15 protein-coding genes are annotated in these 17,324 nt (G+C 64.5%); 11 read left to right on the top strand and 4 right to left on the bottom strand.

The window, feature by feature from the left end; translation table 11 throughout:
• Nucleotides 1-7 precede the first annotated feature (7 nt).
• On the bottom strand, nucleotides 8-1,582 hold the full coding sequence (locus MUU55_RS14925) for an ABC transporter substrate-binding protein (protein WP_244761515.1): 1,575 nt from the start codon (nucleotides 1,580-1,582) through the stop codon (nucleotides 8-10).
• Between the two features lie 208 nt (nucleotides 1,583-1,790).
• Here MUU55_RS14925 and nikR point away from each other — a divergent pair, with 208 nt between their 5' ends.
• The gene (gene nikR / locus MUU55_RS14930; protein WP_244761516.1) at nucleotides 1,791-2,201 is read left to right on the top strand and encodes a nickel-responsive transcriptional regulator NikR; all 411 of its coding nucleotides are present in this window, start codon (nucleotides 1,791-1,793) and stop codon (nucleotides 2,199-2,201) included.
• On the opposite strand, the gene MUU55_RS14935 is transcribed toward nikR, so the two are convergent.
• Complete coding sequence (locus MUU55_RS14935) at nucleotides 2,198-2,581, bottom strand: YgiW/YdeI family stress tolerance OB fold protein (protein WP_244761517.1); 384 nt, start codon at nucleotides 2,579-2,581, stop codon at nucleotides 2,198-2,200. The two genes, nikR and MUU55_RS14935, sit on opposite strands and share 4 nt — an antisense overlap.
• 177 nt (nucleotides 2,582-2,758) lie before the next feature.
• On the bottom strand, nucleotides 2,759-4,318 hold the full coding sequence (locus tag MUU55_RS14940; RefSeq protein ID WP_244761518.1) for an amidohydrolase: 1,560 nt from the start codon (nucleotides 4,316-4,318) through the stop codon (nucleotides 2,759-2,761).
• Nucleotides 4,319-4,492: 174 nt separating this feature from the next.
• Between MUU55_RS14940 and MUU55_RS14945 the strand changes: the two genes are divergently transcribed.
• From MUU55_RS14945 to MUU55_RS14975, 7 genes are all read left to right on the top strand, one after another.
• Nucleotides 4,493-5,041, top strand: coding sequence for an HdeD family acid-resistance protein (locus MUU55_RS14945; protein WP_244761519.1), 549 nt, complete (start codon nucleotides 4,493-4,495; stop codon nucleotides 5,039-5,041).
• 129 nt (nucleotides 5,042-5,170) lie between these two features.
• The gene (locus MUU55_RS14950; RefSeq protein WP_244761520.1) at nucleotides 5,171-5,671 is read left to right on the top strand and encodes a DUF1269 domain-containing protein; all 501 of its coding nucleotides are present in this window, start codon (nucleotides 5,171-5,173) and stop codon (nucleotides 5,669-5,671) included.
• Nucleotides 5,672-5,780: 109 nt separating this feature from the next.
• A complete protein-coding gene (locus tag MUU55_RS14955; RefSeq protein WP_244761521.1) occupies nucleotides 5,781-6,539 on the top strand; it encodes an alpha/beta fold hydrolase in 759 nt (252 codons plus the stop codon).
• Nucleotides 6,540-6,704: 165 nt separating this feature from the next.
• Nucleotides 6,705-7,049: an SH3 domain-containing protein gene (locus MUU55_RS14960; RefSeq protein ID WP_244761522.1), complete on the top strand. Its 345-nt coding sequence runs from the start codon at nucleotides 6,705-6,707 to the stop codon at nucleotides 7,047-7,049.
• A 252-nt stretch (nucleotides 7,050-7,301) separates the two neighbouring features.
• Nucleotides 7,302-8,402, top strand: coding sequence for an alpha/beta hydrolase (locus tag MUU55_RS14965; RefSeq protein WP_244761523.1), 1,101 nt, complete (start codon nucleotides 7,302-7,304; stop codon nucleotides 8,400-8,402).
• Between the two features lie 137 nt (nucleotides 8,403-8,539).
• A complete protein-coding gene (locus MUU55_RS14970; protein ID WP_244761524.1) occupies nucleotides 8,540-9,976 on the top strand; it encodes a GntP family permease in 1,437 nt (478 codons plus the stop codon).
• Nucleotides 9,977-9,987: 11 nt separating this feature from the next.
• Nucleotides 9,988-10,686 (top strand): urease accessory protein UreF, encoded by a 699-nt coding sequence (locus MUU55_RS14975; protein ID WP_244761525.1) that lies wholly within the window; start codon nucleotides 9,988-9,990, stop codon nucleotides 10,684-10,686.
• 3 nt (nucleotides 10,687-10,689) lie between these two features.
• Here MUU55_RS14975 and MUU55_RS14980 read toward each other — a convergent pair whose 3' ends face one another.
• Complete coding sequence (locus tag MUU55_RS14980) at nucleotides 10,690-12,387, bottom strand: hypothetical protein (protein ID WP_244761526.1); 1,698 nt, start codon at nucleotides 12,385-12,387, stop codon at nucleotides 10,690-10,692.
• A 214-nt stretch (nucleotides 12,388-12,601) separates the two neighbouring features.
• On the opposite strand from MUU55_RS14980, the gene MUU55_RS14985 reads away from it, so the two are divergent.
• The 3 genes from MUU55_RS14985 (at nucleotide 12,602) to MUU55_RS14995 (ending at nucleotide 17,309) form a co-directional block, all read left to right on the top strand.
• Nucleotides 12,602-12,862, top strand: coding sequence for a YMGG-like glycine zipper-containing protein (locus tag MUU55_RS14985; RefSeq protein WP_244761527.1), 261 nt, complete (start codon nucleotides 12,602-12,604; stop codon nucleotides 12,860-12,862).
• Nucleotides 12,863-12,984: 122 nt separating this feature from the next.
• The gene (locus MUU55_RS14990; RefSeq protein ID WP_244761528.1) at nucleotides 12,985-14,151 is read left to right on the top strand and encodes an efflux RND transporter periplasmic adaptor subunit; all 1,167 of its coding nucleotides are present in this window, start codon (nucleotides 12,985-12,987) and stop codon (nucleotides 14,149-14,151) included.
• Entirely contained in the window at nucleotides 14,148-17,309 is a 3,162-nt protein-coding gene (locus MUU55_RS14995) for an efflux RND transporter permease subunit (protein ID WP_244761529.1), read from the top strand. The genes MUU55_RS14990 and MUU55_RS14995 overlap by 4 nt, the downstream gene beginning before the upstream one ends.
• The last annotated feature ends 15 nt before the right edge of the window (nucleotides 17,310-17,324 follow it).

Consider the following 17,324-nt stretch of genomic DNA (forward strand, 5'->3'; position numbering starts at 1 on the left):
CCGTTCCTCAGTTGCAGGTCCAGGTCCAGCCCTGGATGCCCGCGGTGATCGGCCAGCCGTGGCCGTGCGGCTCGATCTGGGTCTTGCCGACGTCGAGGCAGGCGTTGACGAGATAGACATGATCGAGATTGACCAGCCAGGCCCAGCCGGCCTCACCCTTCGCGCTGAAGCCCGCCACACCGTCCCATTCGGCCTTCTGCCATTCCGGATAGGACGCCTCGAGGCTCGATGCGTGCTGCGCCGCCTCGAAATGCCCGTCGACGACGGCATTGGAGAAGAAACCTGGATTGTAATAATCCATGCCGCCCCAGCCGCTCTGATAGAGGCTGTAGGTTTCGAGCGGGCTATGGCTGCCCCAGCCGAATGCGACCGGCTCGGAATGCATGACACGCTCGATGCCTTCCCAGGTGGTGCCGCTCGGCGTCCCTTCGATGCCGAGCGGCCGCAGCAGTTCGGCAAGAACCACCGCGATCGCCTGCCGGGTGGAATCGGAGGCGGGATAGTTGATGGGGAATGCGGCGCGCAGGCCATTCCTCTCTCGCACGCCATCGGCGCCGGGCACCCAGCCGGCCTCATCCAGCAGGCGCTTGGCCGCGTCGAGGTCGAACGTCACGGCGGCCTGCGGATTGGACCAGGGCAAACCGTCCGCCGGGCCATAGGCCGGCGTTCCGTGCCCCAGAAGGGCCGTGTCTACAATTGTCTGGCGGTCGATGCCGATATTGACCGCCCGGCGAATGGCGAGATCGGCCGTGACATCGTTGCCGATGGCATTGCCCTTGGCATCCGTCTTCCCCTCGTCGGGCGTCATCGGGAAATGAATGCCCCTGTTGTCGACCGTATCGACGGCGATCGCGCGGAAGCCGGCCGGAACGGCATCGGCAAGTGCGGCGGGCACGGACACCATGTCCACCTGCCCGGCATTGGCCGCCGCCAGGCTCGTGTCCTCGCCGGTGAACAGGAAGGTCAGGCGGCTGAAGCGCGATTTTTCGCCGTAGTAGTTCGGATTGGCCTCCACGATCAGCTGCTCGCCCTGTCTCCAGGAGACGAGCCGATAAGGGCCCGAACCGACCGGGTTGCGCGCATAGTCCGCGCCGTACGTCGCCTCCGGCACGATGCCGAGCGAATAGAAATTCTCCGTGAAGGTGATCCACGGCCGCTTGAGCCGGATCACGACGGTCCTGTAGTCGGTCGCCTCGGCGGACACCATCGCATGGAGATCGAGCGCACCGCCCGCCGCGGCGGCCTTGGTGAAGGTGAAGGCGACATCTCTTGCGGTCAACGGTGTGCCATCCGAAAAGGTCACGCCGTCGCGGATGGTTATGGTCCAGGTCAGCCGGTCGTCGGAAAGCGTCCAGGCCGTCGCGAGATCAGCTCGCGTGGCAAGATCGGCGTCGCGGCTGAGCAGGGTGGACTGGAACAGAGGATGGCCGTAACGGCCCCATCCGAGCAACGGGTCATAGCCGGTGTCCGGCTCCCCGCCGATGGCGAGGACCAGTTCGGTTTTTTCCGCCGAAAGGACTGGAGCGCCAAGCAGTAAGAGCGCGGAAACCGTTGCGAGGACAGACAGCGTCGCCTTCATCATCCCAATTCCCCAACCACGATCGCAATGCAACCGATACGATAGAAACGAAGACGGTATGATGTCTATGGAAAAATTGCTTACACGATGTATCGATCGACCCTCTGCGCGAGGAAGGAGCGATTGGCGATTGGCGAGCGGTACGCCATGGGCTATCGATATCGGGGTTTCGAAACGCGCATCGGCGCCGCAGCGCCAGTCAGGATCATCCATGCAAAGAGTGACCGTCACCCTCGACGACGACCTGATGGAAGACCTCGACCGCACGATCAAGACCCGCGGCTACCAGAACCGTTCCGAGGCCATTCGCGACCTCGCGCGCGCCGGTCTGAAACAGGCGTCGATCGAAAGCGGCTCGCTCAGCAACGCCATCGGCGTGCTGAGCTATGTTTTCGATCACGAAGCCCGCGAGCTGGCCAAGCGGCTGACGAGCACGTTCCACAGCCACCACGACCTGACCGTGTCCAGTCTCCACATCCATCTAGATGAGAAGAACTGCCTTGAGGTCAGCATCCTGAAGGGACCATCCGGCGCGGTGCAGCATTTTGCAGAACATGTGATCTCGGAGCGCGCCGTACGATACGGGCACCTCCACATCATGCCGGCGGGTCAGGATTCTTAGTTCAGCACCTGCACATCATCGACATTCACGAACCTGCCGCGCACATCGGACTGGATCTTGCCACGCAGGCGCAGCAGCGTCTTCGCCGTGATCTCGCGTCCACGCCAGAGTTCCCGCTGGATGCGGACACGAACTTCCCCGGTCTTGTCCTTGAAAAGATACTGGGCCATGCGGACTTCCTTCGTCAGCGAGCCTTTCAGGCTGACGCGCTCGCCGTGCCGGGCGGTCCGCACCTGCTCGGCCCTGGTGACGTCGGGTGTCCGTTTCGAACCGGAAAACTGCGCGGTCGCCGGCCCGCCCAGAAGCACCGCGACGCAGGCGGCGGCCAGAGACAGCTTGCCCAGCCGATGGATCGTCCTTGAAGCGTTGCTCAAATTCACCACGTTCTCCCCGGGTTGCCTGTTATGCGCACGTCCATGGACAAGACTAGTTGAAAAGCGGCTGAAGCTTCAACCGCCTATCTTCATCGACCGGCGAACGCGTCCCGAAACTCCCGGTCGCGTTTAATGCTTCGTTCTCCCATCGCACCGGGACGGAACACGACAGTGGCATTGGCCTTACGGCTGTTTTTCCCTGTATCCGGCAGCGAATTCATCAAAACCGTCGCGCATCAGCAGACGGGACGGAATGCCGTCGGGTCGAACCCGATCCTTCGGCAGGGGAGACACGTATTTGCGACCGGCCTTTCGGCGGTCGAAATCGGCCCGGGCAGCAGCACGCAGCTCGGCATCGACGATGAGGTCGTAGCCGACGCCCGCCATGACGACGGCGGAGAGGATGGAGCCCTTGTCGCCGATGCTGGTACCCCCGCAGGCCGTGACGGGCCAGGTGTGCAGCCCGACGCCGATCGGCATCGTGGCAAGGGCGAAGAGACCAGTCGGCGTGTTGTAGCTGACGTCGCCGACATCCGTGCCGCCGCCGGTCGTGATCTCCGGCAGGGGCGGAATGACGATCGGCATCAGGCCCGCCTCCGGCAGCCCCATCTCCCGCTGGCAGGTCTTTGCGAAGACCTGCTCGTCCTCGGTCCATTCGATCGGCAGCGCCGTCATGTGGTCGTGCAGGCGTTGGACGAGCGTCTCGTTCGGCAGCAGGTCGTGCATGCCGAAGAAGTGGTCGATGGCGACGGTCGTCTGCGTGGAGGTCGCGGCACCGTTCGCGACGTCCCTCACCCAGGTCGTCACCGCGTCTACGTCCGCGCGATCCTGATCGCGGATCATGATCAGCACCTCGGCTGTATCGGGAATGACATTGGGCGTGCCGCCGCCGTCCGAATAGACGTAGTGCAGCCGGGTCGTCGGCTTGAGATGCTCGCGCATGAACTGGATGCCGGTGCCGAAGAGTTCCGCGCCCTTGAGCGCGCTGCGCCCTTCCCACGGGTCGACGCCGGCATGGGCCGTGCGGCCGGAATAGCGGATGCGCAACATGTTGACGGCCGCCGTGCGCAGCAGCCCCGTCGCGTTCACCGGGCCGGGATGCCAGGCAAGGGCCGCATCGAGATCGTCGAACAGACCGTCACGGGCCATGTAGACCTTGGCGCCTTCCGTTTCCTCCGCCGCGCAGCCATAAACCCGGATCGTCCCGGCATGACCGCCGTCGATCATCATCTTCTTGAGCGCCAGCGCCGCGCCGGTGCAGCCAGCGCCGAGCATGTTATGGCCGCACCCGTGACCGACCTCGACGCCGGCCGGCCCTGGCGTCTGGCGCGGCTCGGCCGCATTGCCCAGACCGGGAAGCGCGTCGTATTCCGGCAGGAAGCCGATCTTCGGGCCGCCTTCGCCCTGCGTCCATTCGGCAAGGAAGGCGGTGGGAATGCCCGACGTTCCCGTGCTGACGATGGTGAAGCCCGCCGCACGCAGCTCCCGCAGATGGATCTCGGAAGAGACCTCTTCGTGCAGGGACAGTTCCGGATTGTTCCAGACCTCACGCGACAGGCGCAGGATCGCCTCGCGAACCGTCTCGACGGCGTCGCGCGCGGTCTTGGCCGACGCCGGAGCGGCAGCGCCCTCTGCCTTCGCCGCCGCGGGCATCAGCGCCCAGACTGCCGTCGAGGCAAGCGAGCCGATCAGCAGTTTGCGGCGCAGGCTGTCGATCGGCGGATCGGGGAATTCGAAACTCATGGCATGCTCGCAGTTCGATTGTTGGATGCGACCGATGATGGCATTCCCCGCATGCGTGATCCAGCCCCAAAATCCTGCCGGTCGCAGGAAAACCGCATCTGTCCAGCGCTTGACCACAAACAGGCGATCGGGTTTATCCTTCCTCGCATTGTCTCGCACGAGGGCTGGGAACCGGTGGATACACGTCACGCCTATGGCGAGCAGGCAAAACGCTGGAAGATGTTCCTGCTTCTGTCCGTGGTCATGCTGACCGGCGGAGCGGCCTCCATCCTTCTGCCCGCCGTCTTCGCCTTCGCCTCCGGCGTCGTGCTCGGCGCGGTTCTCGTCGCGGTCGGGATCTTCAAGATCGTCCAGTCGCTGCGGATGCGGGACTGGAAGGGATTTGCCTGGCAGGAGGCGGCGGGCATCGTCGAACTGATCGGCGGCATCCTCATTTTCGTCAGCCCCTTCAAGGGCGCGCTGGCCATCACGCTGCTGATCGCGATCGTGCTTGCCATCCATGGCGCCGCGCAGATCGGGCTTGCCTTCCGGCTGCGCAACACGCCGGCCCGCTACTGGATCGCGATTTCCGGGATCGTCGCGATCCTCGCCGGCCTCGCCATCGTTTCGAAGCTGCCGCTCACCATCGGGTTTGCGCCCGGCGCGATCGCTGGCGCAACCCTGATCGTCGCGGGCCTCTCCTATGCCATCGTCGCCTTCGCCACGCGCAAGGCTCTCGATTGACGACGGCGGCGGTATGGGAATCTTAAGATACTTTCCGACAGCCTTTCCGCTAGAAGCGATTGCGCATTGCATTCCCGGTTGAAATTTGCTTCCACTGGTCGGACAGGGAATTCAACCGAGGAGACGGAAATGTCTGATCTTATTGCGATTGTCTATCCGAGCGAAGCAAAGGCCGAAGAAGTTCGCCAGCGTATCTTCGAACTTCAGAAGGAATATCTGATCACGGTCGGAGACGCCGTCATCGCCACCAAATCCGCCGACGGCAAGGTCAAGCTCAACCAGCTGTTCAACACGACGGCGGCCGGCGCCACCACGGGCAGTTTCTGGGGCTTGCTGGTCGGCATCCTCTTTCTCAATCCGCTGCTCGGCGTTGCCGTGGGGGCCGCTTCGGGCGCCATCGGCGGCGCGCTGTCGGATGTCGGCATCAACGATGCCTTCATGAAGGAGCTTGCCGGCAAGCTCACGGGCGACAAGGCCGCCCTTTTCGTGCTGGTGCGCAGCATGACGGCCGACAAGGTGCTCAAGGACCTTTCCTCCCATGGCGGCGAGGTGCTGCAGACCTCTCTCGACGAAAGCAAGGAACAGGTGCTGCGCAACGCGCTGCAGCAGGCACAGCAAACGCCCGGCTGATCGGCGCCTCGCCCCACTCTTCGACCGGACGCGGCAGGGACAGCCCCCGCGTCCGGGTTTCCTGTCGAACATTTTCGAGGTTGGCATGGTTTGCGCTGGCAATAGAGGCATGTTGGGCGCGATCGGCGCCGGCATCCTCGTTCTCGCCAGCCTGCTCCCATTCCCGTCGGCAAGGGCGCAGCAAGACGCCGGCGAATGCGCAGTTCTCATGCATGGACTTGCGCGCGGCAGCGGCTCGCTCTGGCTCGTCGAAAAGCTTTTGATCGCTCGGGGCTATCATGTCGTGAACCGGGACTATCCCTCCACGACCGCCACCATCGCCGCGCTTGCCGCCCATGTCGGGACGGCTGTTGGCGAATGCGGCAAGCGCCGCGTGAACTTCGTCACCCACTCCATGGGCGGTATCCTGGTTCGCTACTGGCTTGCCGGCCAGCGCCCGGAGCGGCTGGGCCGCGTGGTGATGCTCGCGCCGCCGAATCACGGGTCTGAAATCGTCGATGTCTTCGGCGACCTGCAACCCTTCTACTGGATCAACGGGCCGGCAGGCCTGGAACTGGGCACGGATCGCAGCGCCACGCCGAAAACCCTGCCGAAGCCGGATTTCCCACTCGGCATCATCGCCGGCGATCTCTCTCTCAATCCGGTCTACGCCTCCATTCTCGCCGGGCCGAACGATGGCAAGGTCACGGTCGCCTCCACGCGGCTCGATGGCGCGGCCGATCATCTGGTGGTTCATGCAACGCATACATTCATGATGTTTAATCCGGTCGTCGTCATGGAAACCCTTCACTTTCTCGAAACGGGCGCTTTCGATCACGGCATGACATGGTACTCGGCCGCCACGGCGCTGAGCAGCGCCGTGCAGTAGCAAGCCGGGTCGTCACTACGAGCCCGTTAAGGAAACAGGAAGGTCGTCGCACCGAAAATTGCAGGATGGCGAAAAACAACCTTGCTAAGCGGCATGTTCGCTGTCCTCATGACACAATGAGCCCGCGCGCGGGCTCCGATGCAGCTGGAATTGAAGGACAAGCCCATGTTTTTGAAGAGATTGCTTTCCATCGCCGTCGTTTTCTGCGCGATGGCACTCGCTGGCGTCGCCGAAGCCCAGGCCGCCTCGGCGATCGTCACCAACACCGTCCAGCTTCGCTCCGGACCGGGCACCAACTACCGGGTGATCGGCCGCGTGCACGCCCGCGAACGGGTGCGCGTAACGCGCTGCGCCCGCTCGCTGCGCTGGTGCCATGTGGAGCCACGCCGTGGACGCAGCGGATGGATCAGCTCCCGCTTCCTCGACCGTGTGTCCGGCGGCCACCACCGCCCGGGTCGCGGCAGCATCTGCTTCCATGGCGCGCACGGGCATATGTGCCTCGGCCGCTAACACGCGACAACGCGGCGCGGCTGGAAGCAGCCGTGCCGCCGGCCGTCGGGCTGAGCCAGGAGACTTCATGAACGTGAGATATTGCGGTGTCGCCGGCGCCGCGGAATGCCTCTTCGCCCTCATCGGTGCGTCCTCGGCCCAGACGGGCGAGTTGGCAACCGTGCTCGCCGAACAGCCGAAATGATACAGTCCGCTCCCCGAATCCGGCGCAAAAGCCTGCCTGCGCCGTTCCTGATCGTCCTTTGTGCAGCAATGATCCTCACCGCGTGCTCGATGCAGCGCGCGCCGACCGGCCTGCGGCCCGCCGGCTCTGTTTCCGACACCGAAGCCTCGATGCCGATCTTCCTGGCGACGAACAGGCAGAGGGTCCCGACCGAAGGCCACCCGTTTTCGGCCGGCCGGTCACTTGCCCTCAATTTCGCGCGGTTCGACGTCACCGCGCCAGCCAACCGCCAGCTGGGGCAGGTTCCTGTCGGCGGGCACAATCCCCAGCGCCATTTCACGGCAACGTACCGCGATATAGGTGGCCGTTCACAGCTCATCGCCGAGATGAATGCTGCCCTGGAACGGCTTCCGCCGCAGAGCCGGGAAATCTTCATCTTCGTCCACGGCTACAACAATACCGTTTCAGAGAGCCTTTACCGGACCGCGCAGATCGTCACCGACTTCGGTATCCGCTCCGTTCCGCTGCACTATGCCTGGCCTTCGGCGGGATCGCTGCCGCTCTACGTGTTCGACCGCGACAGCGCGATCTTCGCGCGGGACGGGCTTGCCGACACAATCGATCTGGCCACGCAGACGAAGGCGAAAGCCGTCGTTCTCGTCGCCCACTCGATGGGCGCGTTTGTAGCGATGGAAGCGCTGCGGACGCTGGCGCTTCGCGGAAAGTCCGCGACCTTCGAGCGTTTCGGTGGCATCGTTCTGGCTGCTCCGGATATCGACGTCGATGTTTTCGACAGCCAGCTCGCCGATATCGGCACGCTGTCCGCACCCTTCACCATTCTGGTTTCGCAGCGTGATCGGGCGATCGGCCTGTCACGCTTTCTGGCCGGCGGACATCCGCGCGTGGGCAATGCCCGCGACATCGCCCCCCTGCAACGAAACGGCATCACGGTCGTCGATGTCTCGCAGGTAGACGGCGGCGGCCATACCGTCTTCGCGCAATCCGAGGCCATGACAAAGCTGATCGAAAACAGCCGGATGGCACGCGACGCCCTCGTCAGCGGCAACCCGGTGCTGTCGCCGGCCGGACTTGCGGAAGCCGTCGCGTCGAGCGCCGTGGCACTTCCCCTGACCATCTTCATGCCTGACGGGCAGGTCTCCCGAAACGAGGCAGGCCAGCAGAGGCGATAATGGTCCTTTCATTGAGCAATACAGGGAAAATGCGGGCGCGATTGTTCCCGCTTGAAATACGCAACCAGAAAATGCTTTGATGCGCTCACTTGCTTTGCAAGCGATAATTGTGGCGCGGATCAGGATAGGACAAGGTCATGGGGCTGTTTGGAATTTTGCTCGCACTCGCCTTCTTGATGTGGTTCGCCTATCGCGGCTGGAGCGTGCTGCTCCTGGCGCCGGCGGCAGCGCTCGTCGCCGCCCTTTTTTCCGGGCAGCCGCTGCTGCCGCACTGGACGGGAACGTTCATGGCCGGGACAGGGCGCTTCGTCACACAATGGCTGCCGCTCTTCCTGTTGGGCGGCATCTTCGGCAAGATGATGGACGACAGTGGCTCGATCACCTCGATCGCCCGCTACCTGACTGAAAAGCTCGGCGTGAAGCGAACGATGCTCTCGGTGGTCCTGGCTTCCGCAGTCGTTACCTATGGCGGTGTGAGCGTGTTCGTGGCGTTCTTCGTTCTCGTGCCGATGACCCGTGAGATGTTCCGCGCCGCAAACATCCCTGCCAGGCTGATGCCGGCGGCGATCGGTCTTGGCGCCTTCACCTTCACCATGTCGGCCATGCCCGGCAGCCCTTCCACCAACAACGCCATCCCCATGCCCTATTTCGGCACAACGACCTTCGCCGCGCCGGGCCTTGGCATCATCGCCTCTCTCATTACCTTCGCCTTTGGCATGTGGTGGCTGGCGCGCGCGGAAGCAAAGGCGCGGGCCGCGGGTGAAAGCTATGTGGAGGACACAAGCGAGGCCGTCATCACCGAGAAGGTGCGCGAACAAGCGACGGCCGCCGGCGACTTCGACCCTAGCGAATTGACGCATGGCCAGCGCGCGAGCACCAATCCGTCCTTCGCCATCGCCGTCCTGCCGCTGATTGTCGTGATCACCGTCAACTTCTTCATGGCACTGGTGGTGCTGCCGCGGATCGATTTCTCGGTAGCCGAACAGATGCTCGGCATCAACATTACCTCCACCATCGGCGTCTGGGCTGTCCTCATCGCACTTGCCGCGGCGATCATTACCCTTATTGCATGCAATTATAATCGCTTCGGCAACCTTCGTGAAAGCCTTGATGCGGGAGCAAATTCATCGGTCCTGCCCATCATCACAGTCGCGAGCCTCGTGGGTTTCGGTGCCGTCGTTGCGGCGATGCCGGCCTTTGACCTGGTGCGCGATGCCGTCCTCAAGATGCCCGGCGGCCCCCTCGTGTCGCTTGTCGTAGCGATGAACACGCTGGCCGCCCTGACGGGCACCGCCTCCGGCGGCATGGCGATCGCCCTCGGAGCGCTCGGCAGCGAATACATGCGCCTTGCTGCAGAATACGGCATCAACCCGGAACTGATGCACCGTCTGACCGTCATCAGCGCGGGCACGCTCGATGCGCTGCCGCACAACGGTACGGTTCTGCTGCTGCTGCAGATCAGCAAACAGACCCACTCCAGCAGCTACCTCGACATGGTGATGACCGTGATCGTCGGGGTCATCATTTCGCTCGTCGCCGTGTTCTTCCTCGGCGCGACCTTCGGTTCGTTCTGAGTTTGCGGCAGGTGCAGCAGCCTTCAGATCCAGCCGGCCTCGCCGCGGGCGGCATTCCCATCCAACTGCTCCGGCTCATCAGCCCGACCCAGCCGGTCGGCGCGTTCTCCTATTCGCGGGCGCTGGAATGGGCCGTCCATGCTGGCACGGTGAAGGACGAGGCCTCGGCCGCGTGCTGGATCTTCGGCCTTATCGATCACAGCTACGCAGCGCTCGACGGGGCCCTGTTCTGGCGCATGGCGCATGCCTTGCAGGAGGGCGACCAGGCCAGCTTCCTCAAGGCCGACGCCTGGCTTTCGGCGGCCCGGGAGAGCCGCGAGATCGAGCAGGAGGACCGGCGGATGGGTGAATCTCTCCTGCAGATCCTCCGGGAACTCGATGTGCCTGCGGCCCAGGCCCTCGCCGACCGGAGGCTTGGCTTTCCCGCCGCCTTCGCACTCGCCGCGGTCCACTGGCGGATAACCCCGGCGGACGCGTTGCGCGGGTTGCTGTGGAGCGTCATCGAAAATCAGGTGACCGCCGCAATCCGGCTCGTACCGCTCGGCCACACGGCCGGGCAGCGCATTCTCGTCGCAAGCCCCCCGGTCATCGAGCGCGCAGCGCAAAAAGCCGCATCCCTGAGCGATGACGAGATCGGTAACGCCGCGCCGGCCATGGCCATGGCAAGCGCCTGGCACGAGACCCAGTACAGCCGCCTCTTCCGTTCATGACCGCTATCTGGATTTCACCAACCCCGAGAAACCGGCGACCGCCAGAAGGCCGAGCGCCCAGCCGATGATCGATTGGAAGAAATAATAGCGCAGCGCGAAGGTCCCACCCGGTTTCATCGAATCCGGGCGCCAGAAATCCTTTTGCCCGATCGACAGGACCGGCAGCAGGACATCGAGCGAATACATGCCCGCATTGAATTCCGGGTAGCTTGACGCTTCCGGCTGGTCGAGGAAGCAGGCGAGTTGCGTCTGCCCGGCCCTGGCGCGACCGGGCAGAGTCTGGCTGCTGGAGGGCATGTAACGCTGTTCGGTTTCGGGAAGATTGCACATCGTCCATTCCAGCGAGCGCAGCATGACCGGGCTGTTGGGTTTCATCGCGCCATTCTCGTAGGCGAAGAAGAAGACCCCGATGCCAATGACCCAGAACAGGATGATCCAGATGAGGGCGTAGAGCGGCTGCCGGCCGTAGCGCACCGTGATGTTCAGGACACCGTCGCGGAGCGCAAGGGCAAAGCGCAGCAGCCAGTTGCGCGTACGCCCCCGGCGTGCCCGGCGCAGCAGCCGCTCCTTGGCGACCAGGACCTCGCGCGTATCCTCGTCGTGCCCCATATCGGAGAAGACCACCGACAGGTGCTCGTAGGGCTGCGGCCAGAAGTCCGTGCCCCAGCGCTCGGGGGTCTGCCGGGCCAGCCATTCGAGACGGCTTCTCGCATCGACGGGGCCGCCGATGAATGCGCCGTACTGGCAGCGGTTCAGCAGGAGATCGTCCTTCTTCGGCCAGCTCTGCCGGTCGTCGTCGATAGCCCCGACGGTGGCGGCCGTCAGGTCCAATACACCATCGACCGCCGCCGCCTGCCGCAGCACGAAGGCGCCCGCGATTGCGGCGTGGTTGAGCCGCAATGCAAAGTCCCCGGGCTGCGAAAGCGTTGCGGAGGTGCAATCGACATCCCCGCCGAGACGAACGGCCACCAGCCGGATCTCGCCGGAAACGCGCGCACCGCTCAGGATGAAATGCCCTTCCGCGACGAGGGCATCGCCGTTCAGGGCGACCTGGCCCGATCGCTCGATGTGCACGCCGGCCGCGTTGACACCGCCGCCGAGCTTGGCCGAGGAAAGGTTGATACCGCCCTTCACCTCGGCTCCACGCATCAGCACGCTGCCGCGCGCCTCGATACCGCCGGCGTCCAGCGCCGTCTCGCCCGGCAGGTCCAGGCAGACCCCATCCGCCTCCAGCGCGCCGATGAGGCGTGCACCGGCCAGCCTGACGGCACCGGTGAAGATCGTGCTCTTCATCGACACGGAACCGCGCGCCTCCAGCCGTTCCGCCCGCAACCCCGGCAGCCGGGAGCCATCGAGGAACAGGCTGTCGATGATCGCCGAGCGCAGCACGGGGACCGATTCGAAATGGCAGTCCTTCAGGCCGATGTCGCGAGGGATGCGGCACCCTTCGAGATCGAGGACGCCGGTTATCCACGCGCCTGTGAGCCTCAGGCCCCTGCGCTGATGGGAGGATCCGCTGTCCTTCAGGATAAGAAAGCGCAGGAATTCGGCGCGCACGCAACGCTCGGGGCCGGCCTCCTCAGGCCGAAGACCATCACCGACGCGCTCGAGGCCATCACTGTGCAGGCTGGCGACGATTTCGGCTTCCGCCGGCGACAGCGGGAGAAAATCGTCGAGGCCGGCCTCTGAAATCGCCGGCATGTTTGTCTTCCCTGCTCCGTCGTCCATATCCGGCCCCTGGCTTTCATCGGCAGATGGGTCTGCGCGATAGAGCTTATACCGCATTCCGCTCCAGCCCCTCGGTCTCGCGCGACAATCGCTGAAACTTTCTTAAGGAAGACACACATCGGGGATGGACTGGACGGCATGCAATGTTACGTTGTGATCACCCGCAACACAGATATAGGGCAATTCCATGAAACGAACGTCCCTTCTTCTCCTTCTCGCAGCACTGGCCGTGGCGGGATGCTCGCCCACCGAACGTGGCGCCGGCATCGGCGCCGTTTCCGGCGCAGTGATCGGTGGCGCCATCACGGGCAACGTCCGTGGTGCAGCTGTCGGCGCCGCGATTGGCGGCGTGACGGGCGCCGTCATCGGCAATGTCGCCGGACGACCCGGCCAGTGCTACTATCGCGACCGTTACGGCAGGCGTTACATCGACACCTGCCCCCGCTGAGGATTGGCGGACAGGCTTCTTCTGTCGGCATGCACGACAGCCGTCGAACGCCCGTTTCTCGCCTCGCGCGCTGCGTCTCGAAAACGCCCGCGCGGGGCTCCGTTTCCTTCCGGAGTGTCCACATGAAGCCTTTTTCCGCCATGCCACACATCTGCGGTGTCCTGCTGCTTGCCGCGTCGAGCCTCATGCCGACCGGTCTGGCGGCACAAACGGCGGCCACGGTGGGAACCATGAAGGTGCGCGTGGACGACGTGTCGCCAAGGCATGAATTCGTCGGTCGCGTGGAGGCCACCGATGCGGTCGATGTGCGCTCCCGCATCGAGGGCTTCATCGACAAGCGGCTGTTCGAGGAAGGGGGCATCGTCGAAGCCGGCCAGCCGCTCTTCCTGATCGACGCGCGCGGACTGGAAATCGCACTGGCGGAAGCCAAGGCCAATCTGGCGAGCACCAAGGCCACGCTCGAGGACGCCACCCGCCGTTTCGAGCGCAACCGGGCCCTGAGCCAGACGGTATCGCGGGCCGTGCAGGAAGAAAGCCAGGCGGCGCGCGACATGGCGCAGGCCGCCCTGCTCTCCGCCGAGGCGAGGGTCAACCAGGCCGAACTCAATCTCAGCTACAGCAAGATAACGTCGCCGCTGAAAGGCCGTATCGGCGCGGCATCCCTGTCGGCCGGCAGCTTCGTCAACGCCTCTTCGCCGGCTCTGGCCAGAATCGTTCAGATGGATCCCATCCGGGTGGTCTTCTCCGTGAGCGACCGCGCCGTGCTGGACCTGCGGGCGGCGGCCGGAGAAATCAGCAAGGATGAACTCGCGCAGCGCTTCGAGCCGTCGCTGCGCCTCTCGAACGGACAGCAGTTCGGCCAGGCGGGCAGGATCGAATTCTTCGGCAACGAGATCGACGAGCGGACGGGCACGCTGGCCGTGCGGGCGCAATTCGCCAATCCGAACCTCCTCCTCGTGCCGGGCCAGTTCGTAACGGTCGTGATCGCCGAGAGCGAGCGCAGGATGCGCCCCGTGGTTCCGATCGGCGCCGTGCAACAGGATCGCGAGGGTCGATACGTGCTTCTCGTCGGCGACGACGGCAAGGCTGCCCTGCGCCGCATCACGGTCTCGCAACAGGCGAACGGCAACTGGACCGTCGACAGCGGCCTCGACGGCGGGGAAACGCTGATCGTCGAAGGACTGGCCAACGTCGCGGAGGGTTCAGCCGTCACGGCCTTACCGGCATCGGACGGCGACAGTGCCGGAACGGCTGCCTCGAGCGAATCGCAGCCGGGTAGCACGCAATGAACATTTCCGCTCCTTTCATCGGCCGGCCGCGTCTTGCCATGGTCATCGCGGTGATCATGCTGATCGCCGGCGCCGTCGCGCTTCTGCAGATACCCGTCGCCCAGTTCCCGCAGATCACCCCGCCGGAAGTGCAGGTTTCGGCAAGCTATCCGGGTGCCAATGCCGGCGTCATGACCGACAGTGTCGGCGCGCCCATCGAGGACCAGGTGAACGGCGTCGAGGACATGCTCTACATGTCCTCCTCCAGCACCAACAACGGCACCTACAGCCTGACGGTGACCTTCGCTCCGGGCACGGACCCTGCCATCGCGCAGGTCAACGTACAGAACCGTGTCTCCATGGCGACGCCCCGCCTGCCCGCCGCCGTCACCCAGACTGGCGTTTCGGTCCGCAGCCGCTCGTCCAGCATGCTGATGGGGCTTGCGATCTATTCGCCGAAGGGCACGCACGACAACGTCTTCCTCAGCAATTACGCGACGGTCAACATCCGCGACGCCATCTCCCGCCTACCGGGCGTGGGTGAAGCGAGCGTGTTCGGTCCGAGTTATGCCATGCGGATCTGGATGAACCCGGACCGCATGCAGGCGCTGGGCGTCACGGCGGCGGACCTCACCGCCATCATCCGGGCGCAAAACGCACAGGCCTCCGCCGGCCAGATCGGCGCGCCGCCCTCCGAGGCGGGCCAGCAGCTGCAGCTGACCGTGCTGGCCCAGGGGCGACTGGCCGACGAGAAGGAATTCGGCAACATCATCGTGCGCACGAACCGCGACGGTGCGATCGTGCGCCTGCGCGACGTCGCGCGCGTCGAACTCGGCGCCCAATCCTACGACACCACGTCGACGCTGAACGGCCTGCCGAGCGCCACGCTCGTCATCTATCAGTCCTCCGACGCCAACGCGCTTGCGGTTTCCGAGGCCGTTGTCAGCGAGCTTGCGACGCTGTCACGACAATTCCCGGACGACATCGCCTATACGGTGGTCTTCGATACGACCAGCTTCGTCAAGGAAACCATCCGCGAGATCTTCATAACGCTGGTGATCACCTTCGCCCTCGTGGTCATCGTGGTCTTCGCCTTCCTGCAGGACTGGCGCGCCACCGTCATCCCGACGCTGACGATCCCCGTATCGCTCATCGGTGGTTTCGCCGTGCTCTTCGTGCTGGGCTACTCAGCCAACACGATCACGCTCTTCGCCGTCATCCTGGCCATCTCCCTCGTGGTCGACGACGCCATCATCGTCGTCGAGAACGTCCAGCGCATTATGGACGAGACCGGGGCAAACGTGCGCGAGGCAACGCACCGAACCATGCAGCAGGTCACCGGTCCGATCGTCGCCACGACGCTCGTGCTCGCGGCGCTCTTCGTGCCCGTGGCCTTCCTTGCCGGCATCACCGGTGAACTCTACCGCCAGTTTGCCGTCACGATCCTCATCACCATCGTCTTCTCGACGATCAACGCGCTGACGCTTAGCCCGGCCTTGTGCGTGCTGATGCTGCGGCCCTCCCCGAAACGGCGTCACAGCCTGTTCGAGAAACTCAACAGCGGCCTCGATGCGTCCCGGCGCTTCTATCTGAAGCTGCTGCTTGCCTTCGCCCGGCGGCTCGTGCTGGCCTCGTTCATCCTTTTGGCGGTCGTCGGCGGCATCTACGGCCTCTTCCGCGTCCTGCCGACAGGTTTCGTGCCCGCCGAGGATCAGGGCTATCTCTTCATGAATGTGCAATTGCCGAACGCGGCCTCGCTGGAGCGTACGGAACAGACGATCGCCGAAGTCAGCGGCCTTCTCCAGCGCACACCTGGCGTCGCCGACACGATCGGTATCGCGGGCATGAGCGTGATCGGTGGCGCCAGCTCGAATTCGGGCATGGTCATCGTCGCGCTGAAACCGTGGAGCGAACGCGGGGCCGACCAGAGTGTCTTCGCACTGATGACGCGCCTGCGCGCCGAGCTTGCGACGATCACCACGGCCTCCGTCATCCCCTTCAATCCACCGGCCATTCCCGGCCTCGGTGCGACCGGCGGCTTCGACTTCCGCCTTCAGGCACGCGCCGGGCAGAGCCAGGGCGAGCTTGCCCAGGTCATGCGCAGCCTCATCATCCGCGCGAACCAGACGCCCGGCCTCGCCGCCGTGTTCAGCACCTTCTCGGCCGATGTGCCGCAGCTCTATCTCGACATAGACCGCGAGCGCGCGGAGCTCTTCAACGTCTCCCCCGCCACGATCTTCAGCACGCTTCAAGCCCATCTCGGATCGGCCTATGTGGACGATTTCAATATCCTCTCGCGCGTCTTCCAGATCCGCATCCAGGACGAGCCCGCATTCCGCAACCAGATCGAGGACATCCAGCGACTGCGGGTACGCAGCGCGACGGGCGACCTCGTTCCGCTGGAGGGTTTGCTGTCGATTTCCACGGTCTACGGTCCGAACGCAATCAATCGCTACAATCTCTTCCCCTCCGCCTCGATCGACGGGCAGGCCGGTCCGGGCACCAGCACGGGCGAGGCACTGAACGCCATGCAGACGCTGGCGGAAGAGGCGCTGCCGGCCGGCTTCGGATACGAATGGACCGGCCTCGCACTGCAGGAAAAGCAATCCGGCGGCGAGACGGTGATGATCCTGATCGCCGGCATCGTCTTCACCTACCTCTTCCTCGTCGCGCAATACGAGAGCTGGAGCGTGCCCGTCGCGGTGATGATGTCCGTCACCGTGGCCGTGCTGGGGGCCTTGGCGGCTCTCGTCGTCGGCAGCATCGATCTCAACATCTATGCCCAGATCGGCCTTCTCCTCCTCATAGGACTGGCGGCGAAGAACGCCATCCTGATCGTGGAGTTCGCGAAGGAGCGACGGGAGGAGGGCATGAGCATCCTGGAGGCGGCGACCGAGGGAACCTCGCAACGCTTCCGGCCGGTGCTGATGACCGCAATGGCATCCATACTCGGCGTCGTGCCGCTCGTCCTGGCCACCGGCGCGGGTGCCGGCAGCCGTCAGGCGATCGGCGCGACCGTTCTGGGCGGCCTGCTTATCGGCACCGTGTTCGGATTGCTGATCATCCCGCTGCTCTACATTCTCGTGCAGTCATTCCGCGAAGCGGCCAAGCGCCGCCTCTTCGGCGCGTCAGGCAGCCCGGACGAGAGCGGAACGTCAACGCCCACCGCCTCGAACTGATCCCGGAGGGACAGC

The sequence above is a fragment of the Shinella curvata genome, from assembly GCF_022899935.1.
Classification (GTDB): domain Bacteria; phylum Pseudomonadota; class Alphaproteobacteria; order Rhizobiales; family Rhizobiaceae; genus Shinella; species Shinella curvata.